The sequence below is a fragment of the Streptomyces sp. NPDC058092 genome, from assembly GCF_042884935.1.
Taxonomy (GTDB): domain Bacteria; phylum Actinomycetota; class Actinomycetes; order Streptomycetales; family Streptomycetaceae; genus Streptomyces.
This window is the reverse complement of record NZ_JBHVSY010000006.1, coordinates 345,938-361,735: the sequence shown is the minus strand read 5'-3', so window position 1 is coordinate 361,735 and position 15,798 is coordinate 345,938. Positions and strand designations below refer to the sequence as shown.

General features: G+C 70.2%; 12 protein-coding genes. 3 read left to right on the top strand and 9 right to left on the bottom strand.

From position 1 onward, the window contains the following. Positions 1-58 precede the first annotated feature (58 nt). Both ACFVV1_RS13420 and ACFVV1_RS13415 read right to left on the bottom strand, forming a co-directional pair. On the bottom strand, positions 59-1,696 hold the full coding sequence (locus ACFVV1_RS13420) for an ABC-F family ATP-binding cassette domain-containing protein (protein WP_389989028.1): 1,638 nt from the start codon (positions 1,694-1,696) through the stop codon (positions 59-61). A 227-nt stretch (positions 1,697-1,923) separates the two neighbouring features. Further along, complete coding sequence (locus tag ACFVV1_RS13415) at positions 1,924-3,237, bottom strand: M14 family metallocarboxypeptidase (RefSeq protein ID WP_389989085.1); 1,314 nt, start codon at positions 3,235-3,237, stop codon at positions 1,924-1,926. 409 nt (positions 3,238-3,646) lie between these two features. On the opposite strand from ACFVV1_RS13415, the gene ACFVV1_RS13410 reads away from it, so the two are divergent. Continuing rightward, positions 3,647-5,140 (top strand): M1 family metallopeptidase, encoded by a 1,494-nt coding sequence (locus tag ACFVV1_RS13410; RefSeq protein ID WP_389989026.1) that lies wholly within the window; start codon positions 3,647-3,649, stop codon positions 5,138-5,140. A 95-nt stretch (positions 5,141-5,235) separates the two neighbouring features. Further along, positions 5,236-5,358 carry a hypothetical protein gene (locus ACFVV1_RS13405; RefSeq protein ID WP_389989024.1) on the top strand — a complete coding sequence of 41 codons (123 nt, stop codon included), beginning with the start codon at positions 5,236-5,238 and terminating at the stop codon, positions 5,356-5,358. A gap of 41 nt (positions 5,359-5,399) precedes the next feature. On the opposite strand, the gene ACFVV1_RS13400 is transcribed toward ACFVV1_RS13405, so the two are convergent. The 5 genes from ACFVV1_RS13400 to ACFVV1_RS13380 all read right to left on the bottom strand — a co-directional run bounded on the left by ACFVV1_RS13400 (position 5,400) and on the right by ACFVV1_RS13380 (position 11,203). Continuing rightward, a complete protein-coding gene (locus ACFVV1_RS13400; protein ID WP_389989022.1) occupies positions 5,400-6,305 on the bottom strand; it encodes an oxygenase MpaB family protein in 906 nt (301 codons plus the stop codon). Positions 6,306-6,553: 248 nt separating this feature from the next. Continuing rightward, on the bottom strand, positions 6,554-9,229 hold the full coding sequence (locus tag ACFVV1_RS13395) for a M4 family metallopeptidase (protein WP_389989020.1): 2,676 nt from the start codon (positions 9,227-9,229) through the stop codon (positions 6,554-6,556). 158 nt (positions 9,230-9,387) lie between these two features. Then, complete coding sequence (locus ACFVV1_RS13390; RefSeq protein ID WP_389989018.1) at positions 9,388-10,419, bottom strand: helix-turn-helix transcriptional regulator; 1,032 nt, start codon at positions 10,417-10,419, stop codon at positions 9,388-9,390. Positions 10,420-10,452: 33 nt separating this feature from the next. After that, positions 10,453-10,611 carry a hypothetical protein gene (locus ACFVV1_RS13385; protein ID WP_389989016.1) on the bottom strand — a complete coding sequence of 53 codons (159 nt, stop codon included), beginning with the start codon at positions 10,609-10,611 and terminating at the stop codon, positions 10,453-10,455. 115 nt (positions 10,612-10,726) lie between these two features. After that, on the bottom strand, positions 10,727-11,203 hold the full coding sequence (locus ACFVV1_RS13380; protein ID WP_389989014.1) for a macro domain-containing protein: 477 nt from the start codon (positions 11,201-11,203) through the stop codon (positions 10,727-10,729). Positions 11,204-11,351: 148 nt separating this feature from the next. Here ACFVV1_RS13380 and ACFVV1_RS13375 point away from each other — a divergent pair, with 148 nt between their 5' ends. Beyond that, the gene (locus tag ACFVV1_RS13375) at positions 11,352-12,083 is read left to right on the top strand and encodes a MerR family transcriptional regulator (RefSeq protein WP_389989012.1); all 732 of its coding nucleotides are present in this window, start codon (positions 11,352-11,354) and stop codon (positions 12,081-12,083) included. Between the two features lie 21 nt (positions 12,084-12,104). Here ACFVV1_RS13375 and ACFVV1_RS13370 read toward each other — a convergent pair whose 3' ends face one another. Together ACFVV1_RS13370 and ACFVV1_RS13365 are read right to left on the bottom strand one after the other, a co-directional pair. Beyond that, positions 12,105-14,312, bottom strand: coding sequence for a 3-hydroxyacyl-CoA dehydrogenase NAD-binding domain-containing protein (locus ACFVV1_RS13370; protein WP_389989010.1), 2,208 nt, complete (start codon positions 14,310-14,312; stop codon positions 12,105-12,107). A gap of 238 nt (positions 14,313-14,550) precedes the next feature. After that, complete coding sequence (locus ACFVV1_RS13365; RefSeq protein ID WP_389989008.1) at positions 14,551-15,765, bottom strand: acetyl-CoA C-acetyltransferase; 1,215 nt, start codon at positions 15,763-15,765, stop codon at positions 14,551-14,553. Positions 15,766-15,798: the final 33 nt, after the last annotated feature.

Below are 15,798 nucleotides of genomic sequence, written 5' to 3'. Positions count from 1 at the left end.
TCGAACGCCGGACGGGCTGGACATGCCTGAAGGAGTCCGGGGCGAAGCCCCGGCACCCTCACAGCTCCGTAACCTTGCCGTCCACCACCTCGACGCGCCGTGTCGTCCGTACCGCCTCCAGCATGCGCCGGTCGTGCGTGACCAGCAGCAACGTCCCCGTGTACGAGTCCAGCGCCGACTCCAGCTGCTCGATCGCGGGCAGATCGAGGTGGTTCGTCGGCTCGTCGAGGACGAGGAGGTTGACGCCCCGGCCCTGGAGCAGGGCGAGCGCCGCCCTGGTGCGTTCGCCGGGCGAGAGCGTGGTCGCGGGACGCATCACGTGGTCCGCGCGCAGGCCGAACTTGGCGAGCAGCGTGCGGACTTCGGCCGGTTCGGTGTCGGGGACGGCCGCGCAGAACGCCTCCAGGAGCGATTCGGAGCCGTGGAACAGCTTGCGCGCCTGGTCGACCTCTCCGACCACGACCCCCGAGCCGAGCGTCGCATGCCCGGCGTCCAGCGGGAGGCGTCCCAGGAGTGCCGCGAGGAGGGTGGACTTGCCCGCTCCGTTGGCGCCGGTGATGGCGACCCGGTCCGCCCAGTCGATCTGCAGTGATGCCGGGCCGAAGCCGAAGTCGCCGCGTACGGCCCGGGCTTCGCTCAAGGTCGCGACGACCGAGCCGGAGCGGGGTGCGGCGGCGATCTCCATCCGCAGTTCCCACTCCTTGCGCGGCTCGTCGACGACGTCGAGCCGTTCGATCATGCGCTGGGTCTGCCGGGCCTTCGCGGCCTGCTTCTCGCTCGACTCGCTGCGGAGCTTGCGGCTGGTCTTGTCGTTGTCGGTCGCCTTGCGGCGAGCGTTCTTGACGCCCTTGTCCATCCAGGAGCGCTGCATGTGGGCGCGTCCTTCGAGGGCGGTGCGCTTGTCGGCGTACTCCTCGTACTCCTCGCGGGCATGCCTGCGAGCCCTCTCGCGCTCCTCCAGGTAGGCGGCGTACCCACCGCCGTAGAGGTTGATCCGCTGCTGGACCAGGTCCAGTTCGAGGACCTTGGTGACCGTACGCATCAGGAATTCGCGGTCGTGGCTGATGACGACCGTGCCCGCGCGCAGTCCGGAGACGTAGCGCTCCAGCCGCTCCAGGCCGTCCAGGTCGAGGTCGTTGGTGGGCTCGTCGAGCAGGAAGACGTCGTAGCGGGAGAGCAGGAGGGAGGCCAGGCCCGCGCGGGCCGCCTGGCCGCCGGAGAGCGCGGTCATCGGCAGGTCGAGGCCGATGGTCAGGCCGAGGTCGGCTGCGACCTCCTCGGCGCGCTCGTCCAGGTCCGCGCCGCCGAGCGCCAGCCAGCGCTCCAGCGTCTCGGAGTACGCGTCGTCCGCGCCCGGCGCCCCGTCGACGAGGGCCTGCGTGGCGGTGTCCATCGCCGCCTGGGCGTCGGCGACGCCGGTGCGGCGGGCCAGGAACTCGCGCACGGTCTCCCGCGCACGCCGCTCCGGCTCCTGCGGGAGGTGGCCGACGGTGGCGGTGGGCGGGGAGAGCCGCAGCTCGCCCTCCTCCGGCCGGTCGAGCCCGGCGAGCAGCCGGAGCAGGGACGATTTACCGGCCCCGTTGACTCCGACGAGACCGATCACATCACCGGGCGCGACGACGAGGTCGAGTCCGGCGAAGAGCGTGCGGTCGCCGTGTCCGGCGGCGAGGTCCTTGGCAACGAGAGTGGCAGTCATCAGGGTGCCGATCCTAATCGGCCGCCGGAGAGCGCGGATCAGCCCGGCCGGTCCCGGGCCCGGCGCGGGTGCCGGTACGGCGTCGGGGCCGGGGAGGTCCGCCGTCACCGGCAGATCTCCCCGGCCGCCCGTTCTCTGTTCGTCCTGCGGCACGGATGGCACCTTTCACGGAAGCCACCGATTCACTCTCCGTAGCCAGTGCCACACGTACCGCTCACCTCATGGGATCAACAAGAGGTATCGGCCTGCCCGCTTGTGAGGTGATATGTCGCCCGCTCGTCCAGGAGGAGCGGGATCAGGTTGCGGGCCGACTGGCGCAGCGGTACGTACGCTCCGTCACCGTCACGCCGGGAGGTGACGCCGTGCAGGGCGAGTTCGTCCTTGACGTCGTCGAACTGGGCCTTGGTGAGCCGGTATCCGCACGGCGGGTCCTGAAGGACTCGGCCGGCTTCGGGTGCCTCGTTGTCGGCGCCGCCGAGAAAGACCGGGCCGCGGTCCTTGAATCCCGCGGCCCGGGATGCGGCGGTGGCGGCGACGATCGGGCCGCGGTGTTCATCGGTGAAGGAGAACAGGCCGTCGAGTGCGGCGAGTTGGGAGTGGACGCGGCGTCGGCTGTTGAGTGCCGGGTCGGCCTTCTCGGCGCCGGTGAGTGCGTCGACGCGGGATTCGATGAGCAGGCCGACGGCGTGCTTGATGCCGGAGGTGTTGCGCAGGATGCGTTCCTGTCCGTCGCCCGCGGTCTGCTTGATCGGGTCGCCGGTGACGGGGTCGGTCCAGATGCCGTACAGACCGCTGCTGTAGCCGGCCTCCGCGGCGGTGGGCCGCACATAGCTCTGGGCGAGGGTCTGCGATTCGCCGTGCACCTGGTCGGAGACGTTGAGGTTACGGGGCCACAGGACGAAGAGGTCCTTGTCGTAGTACGGCGGGGTGGCCCCGTACTCGTGCAGGTCGTAGATCACATCGGGCTTCCGGTCGCGGATGACCGCCGCCATGGAGCGGCCCTCGGCGGTCTGCAGCGCGATGTGGTCGCGGTTGATGTCGACGCCGTCGGAGTTGCCGCGGGTGTTGGCGGCGCGTCCGTCGGGGTTGGCGGTGGGCACGACGAGGACGTTCGTACGGGAGAGGAAGGCGCGGGTCGAGGGGTCCTGGGCGTAGGCCAGATCGCGAATGGTCGTCAGGCACGCTTCGCGGCCGGAGGGTTCGTTGCCGTGCTGGCTGCAGATCAGCAGCATCGTGTTCGCGTTGGCGTGGTGGTTTCCGATCCGGACGAGCTGGAGCGGGCGGCCCTGTTTCGTCGTGCCGATCCGGTCGACGGAGACCCGGTCGCTGCCCCGGTCGACGGCGGCCAGGAAGGACTGTTCCTCCGGCTGGCCGGTCCACCGGGCCCCGTTGCTGATCTCGAAGCCGGTACGGGGCTGGGGCTGGGTGTGCGCGGCCTGGGCGGGCACGGTGACCAGGGGTACGGCCAGGACGGCGGCGGCCGCCGTCAGGACGAGGTTGCGGCGGACCGGCCCGCGGGCGGTCGGGATACGGGGTGTCATGAGCGGCTGCCTCCGGGGATGCGGTGCGAGGGCGTCCCACCACTGGCCGAGGTGCTTGGTGCGGACGTTGAGGTCCTGCATGCCGTGTACGGCGAAGACGCTGGCCCGCACCTTGCGGGGGACTGCCATCAGGACGGCGACGGCCGCCACCACCAGCGATCTGTACGTCAAGCGGGTGCCCCGCGCACGTGTCGGCATGGGCGGAAGGTACCCCGGTCAACTCCTGGGCAACAGGGGGCGATCACCGATGAATATGACGTGCCCATGCGGGAAGGACGACCGTGTGCCATGTCGGCCGAATGGCGATCGTGTGACAGGTGCTGCCATGGACACGACTGATGCGGCGGTGGCTGAATAGTCTCTACGTGACGGTTCGAAAGATCCTTCGCCCCGACGAATTGGAGCACTCGTGCACCGCAGATTCATCGTCCCGAGCGCACTCGCGGCCTCCCTGCTGCTGGCGATCCCGGCCTCGGCCGCCGGAGGCACCGCGGGCGCCCCGGGCATCGGCGACCCCTACTACCCGGCCAGCGGCAACGGCGGCTACGACGTGTCCCACTACGACCTGCGGCTGAAGTACCAGCCCGCCACCGACCTGCTGGAGGGCACGGCGACGATCCTCGCCACGACCACCCAGGAACTCTCCCGTTTCAACCTCGACTTGGGGCTGGACGTCTCCGAGGTGCGGGTGAACGGCAAGAAGGCCGGCTACGCCAGGAGCAGCGAGCAGGAGCTCGAGATCACCCCGGCGGCAGCGCTGGCCAAGGGCAAGGCCGTCTCGGTGGTCGTGCGGTACGCCGGAAAGCCGTCGGAGGTGAAGATCAACGGCTGGACCTCCTGGGTCCGTACGCCGGACGGCGCGGTGGCCGCGCAGGAGCCGGAGTCGGCCGCGTGGTGGTTCCCCAGCAACGACCACCCGCTCGACAAGGCGACGTACGACATCTCGGTGTCCGTGCCGGACGGCATCCAGGCGATCAGCAACGGAACGCTCCAGTCGCAGAGTTCGAAGCTCGGCTGGACCCGCTACAACTGGCGCTCCGCAAAGCCGCAGGCGACGTATCTGACGACGCTGGCCATCGGCAAGTTCGACATCACCACCGACACCACGTCGGACGGGCTGCCGGTCGTCAACGCGTACAGCAGGGATCTCGGCGCCAACGGCGGTGCGGCACGCGCCAGCATCGAGCGGACCACCGAGGTCGCCGAGTGGCTGACGGAGGTCTTCGGACCGTATCCCTTCGACGCGCTCGGCGGGTACTCCCCCAATGTGAAGAGCGGGTTCGCGCTGGAGACCCAGACCAGGCCGTTCTACAGCCCGAAGCAGTTCGCGAACGGTGCGAACGTCTCCGTCGTCGTCCATGAGCTGGCGCACCAGTGGTACGGCGACAGCGTGTCCCTCAAGGGCTGGAAGGACATCTGGATCAACGAGGGCTTCGCCCGCTACAGCCAGTGGCTGTGGTCGGAGAAGGAGGGCGAGGGCACCGCGCAGGAGCTGGCGGACTACACGTACGCCCAGCATCCCGCGGACGACGCCTTCTGGACGGTGAAGCCGGGCGACCCGGGCCCGGACAACCAGTTCGACGCGGCCGTCTACGACCGGGGCGCGCTGGCGCTCCAGGCGCTGCGCAACGAGGTGGGTGACGAGACGTTCTTCGCGCTGCTGAAGGGCTGGCCGGCCGAGCACGCGTACGGGAACGCGAGCGTGGCGGACTTCGTGACGTACGCGGAACGGGTCTCGGGCAAGCCGCTCGCCGGCTTCTTCGACACCTGGCTGTACCAACCGACGCGGCCTCAGGCCCCGGCAGCGGCCGGCGCGCGCGCGTTGCGCGCTCCCGCTCAGCCCGCGCAGCCCGCGTCGTGGAAGCAGATCGCGGCGACGAACTCGATTCACGACCACCGCTGACGGGTCCGCGGATCGGCTCCCGGTGCCGTCGCCCCTCCCTCCGGTGGGGCGACGGTGCCCGGTGGACGGCCGGGGGCCGTCCGGAGGTGGCCCTGGTGGGCTTCGACTTCGACGGCATGGTGTCGATGACCGAGGCCACCGGTCTCCCGCTGCCGACGGCCCGTCAGAACGTGGAGGGCATGGCCCGGTTGACGGTACGGATGCTGATCAGCGGCTGAACGGCGGGGCGGGCACCAGGGCGGTTGCGTCGAATCGGTGATCACGCCGACCGAGCTGGTGCGCCGGGCTTCCCGTCGCCCCGGCCGGCCTCGCGACGCGCCGCCCGCGCCCGGCGCGCGTACGGCAGATAGCGCAGCCGCTCCGGGAGCACGGGCACGACGCGCCGCACCACTGCGCAGAACCGTCGCAGCTTCCGCTCCTGCGCGTCCGTCCACTCCAGCCCGATCGCCTCCCGCGCCTCCGGCGGCATCAGGCCGATGGTGACGAAGCGGCGGAACCTGGCCAGCGGCGGGAACAATACCGGCCACAGCGCCTTCAGCAGCAGCCGCACCGGCAGCGGTCCCCGGTCCGGCGGCGGTACCGGGCGGTCGGTGGCGATCAGGTCCTCCACGACGACGGTCAGCTCGATCTCGTCGGCGAGCACCTTGCGGAAGTAGGGCCAGAACTCCTCGATCGTCTGCGGCATGTCCCGGTCGCGGATGCCGAGAACCCGGCCGACCTGGAGCCACTCCCGGTACAGGGCCCGTTCCTGCGCGTCGGTGAGCGGCCGGATGAGATAGCGCGCGGCGTGCTGATAGACGGGGAAGCCCGTGGCGTGCACCCACGCGTAGTTCGCGGGCGACAGCGCATGGTAGCGATGCCCCCGTGTGTCGGTGCCCTGGATGGCGCGGTGGAGCCTGCGGAGCCTGCGCCCCTCCTCGGCGGCCGCGTCACCCCCGTACACCCAGAGCTGGAGCGATCTCAGCGACCTCTCGCCGCGCCCCCACGGGTCCGTACGGAACACGGAGTGTTCGTCGACGCCCGCGCCGACCGCCGGGTGGGCGACCTGGAGGGTGAGGGCGGCGGGCAGCATCAGCAGGGCCCGGATGTCGCCGGAGATGCTCCAGAGCACACCGCCGGGCGGCGGCGGGACGGGGGTGTCGCCTCTGACTGTTTCCGTACTCATGAAGCTCCCGGCGGTCGGCGGGGCGTGCGGCCAGGGTCTTTCGTTCGGATCAGGCCGGATCCGGCACCGGGGCACGCGAGCCCGAGCCCGATCCGAACGAGAGGCCCCAGGTGCCCGACCCTTGTGTGATCCAGTATGCGATCGCTGCCGGGCCGGTGCGCAGGGGCTCCCGGGAAGCCCGGGGCCCCTGCTTTGGATCACGCCGGGTTCGCGTGCCCCGGCACGGGGCCGGGCGGGATGGCCCGGGACTACTCGCAGGTCCCGGCGAACGTCTCGCGGGTCACCACATCGGTGGCCGCGGCGCTCGTGTCGAGCCACGCGACGCGCTGGCCGTCACCGAGGGACGGGGCCAGCTGGGCGCCGGAGGAGCAGGAGACGCGGCTGTAGTTGTTGAGACCGGCGAGCACGTCGGCGGTCTTGGAGACCTGTGCCTTGGCCGGTCCGGTCCAGGAGCCGAGCGCGCCCCAGAGGTCGTAGGAGGCGTAGGCGAAGTAGTCGTCGTTCACCGAGAACTGGGCGACGTAGGTGCTCGACGGGTAGCGCAGCTTCGCGGCCTTGGACAGGTCGCCGAGCGGCGCCGACATGAACGTCGTGCTCGGGATCAGGAAGCCGCCAGTCTCGCGCCAGAAGACGCGGTCCGAGGTGATCTGGATGTCGGAGACGTAGTTGAAGAGGAAGGCGCTGATCCGCTTGGTCTGCGTGGTTCCCTTCGTGATGTCGTAGACGTTGACGTACGTGCCGTCGTCGCCGCCGGCCCAGGCGATCGTGCCGTTCTTCATCGCGAGGCGGGCGGCCTTGGTGCCTGCCTCCGGGGTCACGTTGACCGTCGTGCCGTCGGCCTTGCGGAGCATGACGTCCTGTTCGCCGTCGGCGGTGGTGCTGATGTAGGCGAGCGCGCCGTGGTCGGTCACCGGCTCGGTCTCGTCCGCGTCCGGCAGGTCGGCCAGCTCCTTGATCGCGCCCTGGCCCTTCTCGCCCGCCTGGTAGATGCCGATGCCGTCGGCGGCGATCCGGGTGAAGACGATGCGGTCGCCGTCCAGGGACGGGTCGAGCAGGTAGGCGTCCTTCTGGGCCAGTTCGTGCGTCGGCTTCTTGTCGAAGCGGCCCACGGTGATGCCGAAGGCGGCGCTGCCCTGGTCCCAGGCGATGGCATCGCCGTGGCTGATCGCGTAGACGTCGCCGTTGATCTGGGCGGCCTGCTCGTCGACTCCGCCGTAGACCTCGTACGCGGGCAGAATGTTGGCGCCGATGGTGGTGCCGTCGTGCGTGCCGCCCTTCTGCTCCCAGCCGGTCTCGATGCCGTGGTCGTCGAAGGCCTTGTCGATCGCGGCCAGGTCGTCCGCGGAGACGTTCAGGGACTTGGCGGCGAGGGTGACCGCATTGCGCATGTCGGTGAAGCCGGACAGCGGTGTGAGGTAGTTCTGCGCGGACCGGTAGATGATCCGGTCGGCGAGCTTGCTGTCGAGGTTCTTGCGCATGTCCCACAGTGCGCCGCCGACGATGGTGGAGTTGTGGTGCACCCCGCCGTTGTCGATGTCGAGCGTGATGGGCTGGTAGTCCTTCTGCGCGTTGCGTCCGTCGTTCAGGTCGCGCAGGGCGCACTCCTGCAGCGGCTTCGTGCCGTTGCAGAGGTACTCCCCGATGAGGCCGGACGTCGGATCGCTCATCGCGATGCCCTTGTCGGCGGTCTCCATGGCGTTGCCGAAGTAGTCGGATATCGCCTCGTTGAGCGCACCCGACTGATTGAGGTAGACGAGCCCGGCGGAGTGCTCGGTGACACCGTGCGTCATCTCGTGGCCGACGACGTCCAGGCCCACGGACAGCGGCACGCCGCCCATGTGGCCGTAGACCATCTTGGAACCGTCCCAGAAGGCGTTGGCGTAGTCCTTGCCGCTCGCGGCGACGTTGACGACGGAGTAGATCGTGCCGCCCTTGCCGTCGACACCGTCGCGGTCCAACTGGTTCTTGTAGTACTCGTAGACCTTCGACGCGTTCAGGTGCGCGTCGACGGCGCCCGACGAGGTGTTCGCGCCGTCGAAGCGGTCGCTCGCCGACCTGCCCAGCGGGATGTCGTCGGTGACCGGGCCGCCCGCGACGAGCTTGTAGTCCTTGCGCTGCGCGTCGTACGTGCGGATCTGCCCGCCGGTCTGCGCGTACATGGAGCGGGTGGAGTCGACGAGCGTGTACGAGCCGTCCGCCTCCTTGTTGACGTCCAGCTTCGCCTCGCCGCCGTCGACGCGTACGCCCGTCCCCTCCGCGGGCGACGCGTCGGCCGCGTCGATGTTGTTGTACGAGAGCGCGATGCCGCCCACGCGCGCGTCGACGTACACCTCCTGGCGCACCGGGCTGCCGTCCGCCTTGCCGCCGGTGACGGTGAAGTGCCAGGCCAGCCTGCCGCCGTGGGCGTCGGGCAGCACGGAAAGGCCGTGCGCCTCGGTCTTCGCGCCCTGCACGCCGGACAGGCCGCGGTCGAGCGTGAACATCCGCTGCTTCGCGGTGGCTTCGGTCACCTTCGGTGTGGTGGAGACCGTGAGGTCCGTGTAGAGCGTGCCGGTCGCGGAGGTGACCTGCTGGCCCCCGTCGGCCGCCTCCGTCTGCACCGCGTACTCGGCGCCGAAGACCGGGACGCCGTCGTGCTTCTGCTGGAAGCGGACCGAGGACTGCTTGCCGTCCTTGGTCGTCTGCACCGTCTTCAGGTCGGAGACGGGCACCTTGTACGTGTCCTTGTGCGCCTTCAGATGGGCCCGGGCGGCCTCGGCGGGCGTGCCCTCGCGGGCGGACTTGTCCAGTCCCTGTGTCATCGCCGGAGCGACCGGCACCGGGCTCGTCGCCGTGGTGGCCGCGGCGATGGTGTCGTCCGCCCAGGCCGGCGCGGTCAGCAGTGCCGATCCGGTGGCGGTGACGACCACACCGGTCGCCAGCATCCGCCGTATCCTCGTTCTCTTCACAGAGCCCTCCCCATCGCACACTTCTCCGTGGGACGCGCACGCCCCATCCGGTTGACGGGGTCGATGTTTCGGTATGCGGGGTTCCGCCAACAAGAGATGGACATGGCGCGAACATGCCGTGGCGTAAATACGCCTCAGGGAACCTGCGACGGAACCGAGTTGCCGGTTTCGTCGTCCAGCCAGCCCGCGCGGGCCGCGTACCAGCCGAGCTGGAAGCGGGTCGCGGCGCCGACCTCGTCCATGAGGGCGTGCAGGCGTCGTTGAACGGTGCGATGGCCCATGCCGAGTTGACGGGCGATGGCGGCGTCGGTCAGCCCGACGTGGAGGAGCGCGACGATCTCCCGGTCGACCGCCGCGACGGAGGACTCGTCCTTGTCCACGACGCCGGAGACGCTCAGCCGCCACCCCTTCTCGAAGAGCTCCTCGAAGAGCGAACCGAGAGCGGTGAGCAGGCCGGTGCGGTGCACCACGAGTGCCACAGGTTCGGTCTCGCGCTCCGGGTCCAGGGGCAGCAGCGCGATACGGCGGTCCACGATGACGAGCTTGATCGGCAGCCGGTCCGTGACGGAGATCTGCTGGCCCTGGGCGACACAGGAGGCCAGCAGGGTCGCGGTCTCCGGTTGTTCCAGCCATATGCGTTCGACGACACTGCGCACGGTCACACCGCGGCGCATCAGTTCGGAGTCCGCCTCCTCGTGGTTGTCCGCGAAGGAGATCACCGCGGGCGCGTGCCTGGCCGGCACCAGAGTGCACACCTCGCTCCTGGCCTGACGCTGCATGGTCAGCAGGCGTCGCCGGATCGCCGCCGGACCCGACAGCACCTCCACGGGCGCTCCCGACCCGTGCGTCTGCGCGGAGCGGTGGCGCTCGGTGAGGTCGCCGACGAGCGACTCGACCCGGTGCAGCGCGGCCCGCCGGGATTCCAGGAGCGGCCCGAGTGCGAGGACGGGCGAGGCGGCACGATAGCGGAAGGTGCCGTCGGCGTCCGGCCGGTCGGCGCTGGCGAGACCGCGTTCGACGAGCGCGTCGAGGGCGCCCGCCACCGCATGGTCGCTCAACGGGCCCGCGAGCGCGGCCGGTTCGCTGTCGGGACGGTCCACGAGCAGCCGGTAGACCGCGTCCTCGTCCGGTCCGAGACCGAGCAGGGTGAGCAGGGACGCGTCCATCGGGTCGTGCGGCCGGTTGTCGGGGTGCAGGGTTCAGGCCCCGTTCGGGCGGGGTGCGAACGCGTCGGACGACGCGGGCCGGTCGTTGCCGGGGTCCTGGGCACCATTGACCGCCGCGGTCACCGCGGTGCAGCCGTCGCCGTCCGCGCCGTAACGTTCGCACACCTTGCGCGCTGCCTGGACACCCGCCACCGGGCCCACCCCTTCCTGGTACATCGTTGACGGGAGTCAGAATATCCGGCGAGTTCCGCGCGGAGCGCGGCGACCACGTTCCGGGGCGCCCTGACGGTGGCGCAGGCGAGGCCGTCTAGTCGTAGTCGTACACCGTCACCGCTATGCCCCTGCTCAGCAGCCGCTTCGCTATCAGCGGCTCGATCCTGGACCAGGTGCCGCCCGCCAATCCGCAGCCGATCCGCGGCATATGGACCGAAGCCCCGAGCTCGACGGCCCGGTCGGCCACGGCACCCAGGGCCGTGTCGATCGCCTCGTAGCGCACCGGGACCCCCTTGCTGCCCGTGCGTATCCCCCGCTGGCCCACCATGTTCGCCACCCAGAGGTACGGACTCACCTGGACGAACTGAGCCGCGCCGAGGCCGAAGTCGTTGCTCGCGCGCTCCCGGTGCCAGTGGCGGTAGGCCTTCTCCGGTTCGGGCCAGCGACGCGAGACGGCCAGGACGAAGCCCTTGCCCCAGCCGCCCAGGTCGTTGCAGACATGGGCGATCACCTTGACGCCCTTGCCCTGTGGGGTGGTCGCGTCGCCCCGTACGTACGTGATCTCCGACATGACACCAGCGTAGGAGCCACCACTGACAGCGGGACCGCGCCGGGATGCTGCCGGGAGCTTTCACAGCAATGGTGAGACAGCAATACTGGTGCACCTGAATGATGCAGACGCAGCAGTTCTCCGCTGGGTCGGAACGCGAGGAGCAGACATGGCGACCGGGACCGAGGACCCGACGCTCACCGTCGACGAGCTGGCGGCGCGCGCCGGTGTCACCGTACGCACCGTGCGTTTCTACAGCACCCGGGGTCTGCTGCCGCCGCCGGTGATCGGTCCGCGTCGTGTCGGGCACTACGGGCATGAGCATCTGTCCCGGCTCGCGCTCATCGAGGAACTTCAGCACCAGGGCATGACGCTGGCCGCGATCGAACGCTATCTGGAGCAGCTGCCGCCGGACCTGAGCGCCCACGACCTGGCGATCCACCGGGCGCTGGTGGCGTCCTGGGCGCCCGATGCGGCGGAGGGCGCGACGCGGGCGGAACTGGAGCGGCGTGCGGGCCGGGCGCTGACCGAGCAGGACATGGCGCGGCTGGCCGCGATGGGTGTGCTGGAGCGCGCGGAGCCGGTCGACGGCAGTTACCGGGTGGACCCGGGGCTGCTGCGGCTCGGGGTCGAACTGCTCGGCGTACCGATCGCGCACGAGACGATTCTGACCGCACGCACGGTTCTGCTGGAGCACTCCCGGTCGGCCGCACAGGAGCTGACCCGGCTGTTCCGGGACGAGGTGTGGAGTCCGTACCGGGAGCGGGAGTCGGACCCGGAGCATGTGGCGGCGATGAAGTCGCTGTCGGCCCATATGCAGCCGATGGTGCTGCAGGCGCTGGTGACCGCGTTCCAGCGGTCGTTGAAGGAGGAGCTGCGGGCCGCGTTCACGGCGGAGTGAACGCGGCCCGCGGGGCTGTCGTCAGTCGTGGAAGGTCTCGCCCTTCTCGGCCTTCTCCACGAGCAGCGCGGGCGGCAGGAACCGGTCGCCGTAGCGCTCGGCGAGCTCCCGGGCGCGGGCGACGAAACCGGGCAGGCCGCCCTCGTACCCGTTGATGTACTGGAGCACGCCGCCGGTCCACGGCGGGAAGCCGATGCCCATGATGGAGCCGATGTTGGCGTCGGCCACGGAGACGAGGACGTTCTCCTCCAGGCAGCGGACGCTGTCCAGGGCCTCGGAGAACAGCATCCGCTCCTTCATGTCGGTGAAGGGGATGTCGGTGTCCGGCCTGGTGCTGTGCCCACCCCGGGGGCGACCCGCGGACCCCCCGAAGTGCTCGCGCAGTCCCGGCCAGAGGCGGGTGCGCCTGCCGGCCTCGTCGTACTCGTAGAAACCGGCGCCGCCGCTGCGTCCCGGGCGGTCGAACTCGTCGACCATCCGGTCGATGACCGCGTCCGCCGGGTGTTCGGCCCAGGTGCCGCCGGCCGCCTCCACGGCCCTCCTGGTCTCGTTGCGGATCTTGCGGGGCAGGGTGAGGGTCAGCTCGTCCATCAGGGAGAGCACCTTGGCCGGGTAGCCGGACTGTGCCGCGGCCTGCTCGATCGATGCGGGCTCGATGCCCTCGCCGACCATGGCGACGCCCTCGTTGATGAACTGGCCGATGACGCGCGAGGTGAAGAAGCCGCGGGAGTCGTTGACGACGATCGGGGTCTTCTTGATCCGGCGGACCAGGTCGAAGGCGCGGGCCAGCGCCTCGTCGCCGGTCTTCTCGCCCTTGATGATCTCGACGAGCGGCATCTTGTCCACGGGAGAGAAGAAGTGCAGCCCGATGAAGTCGACGGGACGCGAGACGCCCTCGGCAAGGACCGTGATGGGCAGGGTCGAGGTGTTGGAGCAGAGCAGCGCGTCCGGCTCGATGATGTCCTGGATCTCCTGGAACACCTTGTGCTTGAGCGCGGTGTCCTCGAAGACGGCCTCGATGACGGCGTCGCAGCCCGCCAGGTCGGCCGGGTCGCCGGTCGGGGTGATGCGGGCCAGCAGCTCGTCGCGCTCGGTCTCGGTCGTGCGGCCCCGGGAGAGCGCCTTGTCGAGGAGCTTCTCGCTGTACGCCTTGCCCTTGGCGGCGGCCTCCTCGGAGACGTCCTTGAGGACGACGTCGATGCCGGCGCGGGCGCAGGAGTACGCGATGCCCGCGCCCATCATCCCGGCGCCGAGGACGGCGACCTTGCGGACCTGGCGCTCCTCGATGCCCTTGGGGCGGCCGGCGCCGGAGTTGACGGCCTGGAGGTCGAAGAAGAACGCCTGGATCATGTTCTTCGAGACCTGGTTGGTGACCAGCTCGGTGAAGTAGCGGGCCTCGATGGTCAGCGCGGTCTCGAAGTCAACCTGCGAGCCCTCGACGGCGGCGGCCAGGATGTTACGGGGCGCGGGCATCGGGGCGCCCGCGATCTGCTTCTTCAGATTGGCCGGGAAGGCGGGCAGATTCGCGGCGAACTTCGGGTTGGAGGGGGTGCCGCCGGGGATCCTGTACCCCTTGACGTCCCAGGGCTGCTGGGATTCGGGGTTGGCGTCGATGAAGGCGCGGGCCTTGTCGAGCATCTCCTCGCGGGTGGCGGCGACCTCGTGGACCAGGCCGTTCTCCAGGGCGCGCCGCGGGGTGTACTGGGTGCCCTGGAGGAGGACCTTCAGCAGCGCGTCGGCGATGCCCATGAGGCGTACGGTGCGGGTGACACCGCCGCCCGCGGGCAGCAGACCGAGGGTGACCTCGGGCAGGCCGATCCGGGAGCCCGGTGCGTCGAGGGCGACGCGGTGGTGCGAGGCGAGGGCGATCTCGTAACCGCCGCCGAGCGCCGCTCCGTTGATGGCGGCGACGACGGGCTTGCCGAGGGTCTCGATGCGGCGCAGCGAGTTCTTGATGGCCGTGCCGGTGTCGAAGGCCTGCTGAGCGCTCGAAGGACCGACCTTGATCATGTCCTTGAGGTCGCCGCCCGCGAAGAAGGTCTTCTTCGCGGAGGTGTAGATGATGCCGCGGATCGATTCCTTCTCGGCCTCGGCGCGGTCGGCGATGGCCGCGATGGAGTCCTTGAAGGCCTGGTTCATCGTGTTGGCGGACTGGTCGGGGTCGTCGAGTACGAGGGTGACGACGCCGGTCTCGTCCTGTTCCCAGCGGATGGTCGTGCTCTCGGTCATTGCTCTTCTTCTCCGTAAGTGAGGGGCCGACGGTGGGTGGCGTGGGTGAAGGAGCGGGGCCGGGGTGCGTGGATCGCAAGGCGGAGGACCGATCCATGGCGAATGGGGCCTCCCCTGCTCGAGCGAAGCCGAGAGCTCGGGGAACATGGTGATTGACGACAACGCCGCGAGGCGCGTGCCCCGGCCCCGCGACGCCACGCCACCCACCGCCGGCCCCTCCCGGGTGACCGGGGAACGGTCAGAGACGCTCGATGACGGTGGCGATGCCCATGCCGCCACCGACGCAGAGGGTGGCGAGGCCGTACCGCTTGTCGCGCCGTTCCAGTTCGTCGATGAGGGTGCCGAGGATCATCGCGCCGGTGGCGCCGAGCGGGTGGCCGAGCGCGATGGCGCCGCCGTTGACGTTGATCTTGTCGAGGGAGAGCCCCATGTCCCTGGCGAAGCGCAGCACGACGCCGGCGAACGCCTCGTTGATCTCGACGAGGTCGATGTCGTCGATGGCCAGCCCGGCCTTGGCGAGGGCCTTGCGGGTGGCGGGCGCGGGGCCGGTGAGCATGATGGTGGGTTCGGAGCCGGAGACCGCGGCGGAGACGATCCGGGCGCGCGGCGTGAGTCCGTACCGATCGCCGGTCTCCTTGTTGCCGATCGCGACGAGCGCGGCGCCGTCGACGATGCCGGAGGAGTTGCCCGCGTGGTGGACGTGGTCGATCTTCTCGACCCAGTGGTACTTCTGCAGCGCGACGGCGTCGAAGCCGCCCATTTCGCCGATCGCGGCGAAGGACGGCTTGAGCGCGGCGAGCGAGTCGGCGGTGGTGCCGGGCCGCATGTGCTCGTCGCGGTCGAGGACGACGAGACCGTTGCGGTCCTTCACGGGGACGACGGAGCGCGCGAAGCGGCCGTCCTTCCACGCTTCGGCGGCGCGTTCCTGGGAGAGCGCGGCGAATTCGTCGACGTCGCGGCGGGAGAAGCCCTCGATGGTGGCGATGAGGTCGGCGCCGACGCCCTGCGGCGCGAAGCCGGTGTCGAAGTTGGTCATCGGGTCCATCGCCCAGGCACCGCCGTCGGAGCCCATCGGTACGCGGGACATCGACTCGACACCGCCGGCGAGGACGAGGTCCTCCCAGCCCGAACGGACCTTGGCGGCGGCCAGGTTGACGGCTTCCAGGCCCGAGGCGCAGAAGCGGTTCTCCTGGACGCCCGCGACGGAGTCGGGGAGGCCGGCGGCGATGGCGGCGATCCGGGCGATGTCGGAGCCCTGGTCGCCGAGCGGGCTGACCACGCCGAGGACGATGTCGTCGATGGCTGCCGGGTCCAGGCCGGGGAAGCGGCTGCGGATTTCGTGGATGAGGCCGACGACGAGGTCGATCGGCTTGGTGCCGTGCAGGGCGCCATTGGCCTTGCCTCGGCCGCGCGGGGTGCGGATCGCGTCGTAGACGAACGCTTCGGTACTCAAGTCAGCAGCCTTTCGAGGGTGGTTGTGCGTCAT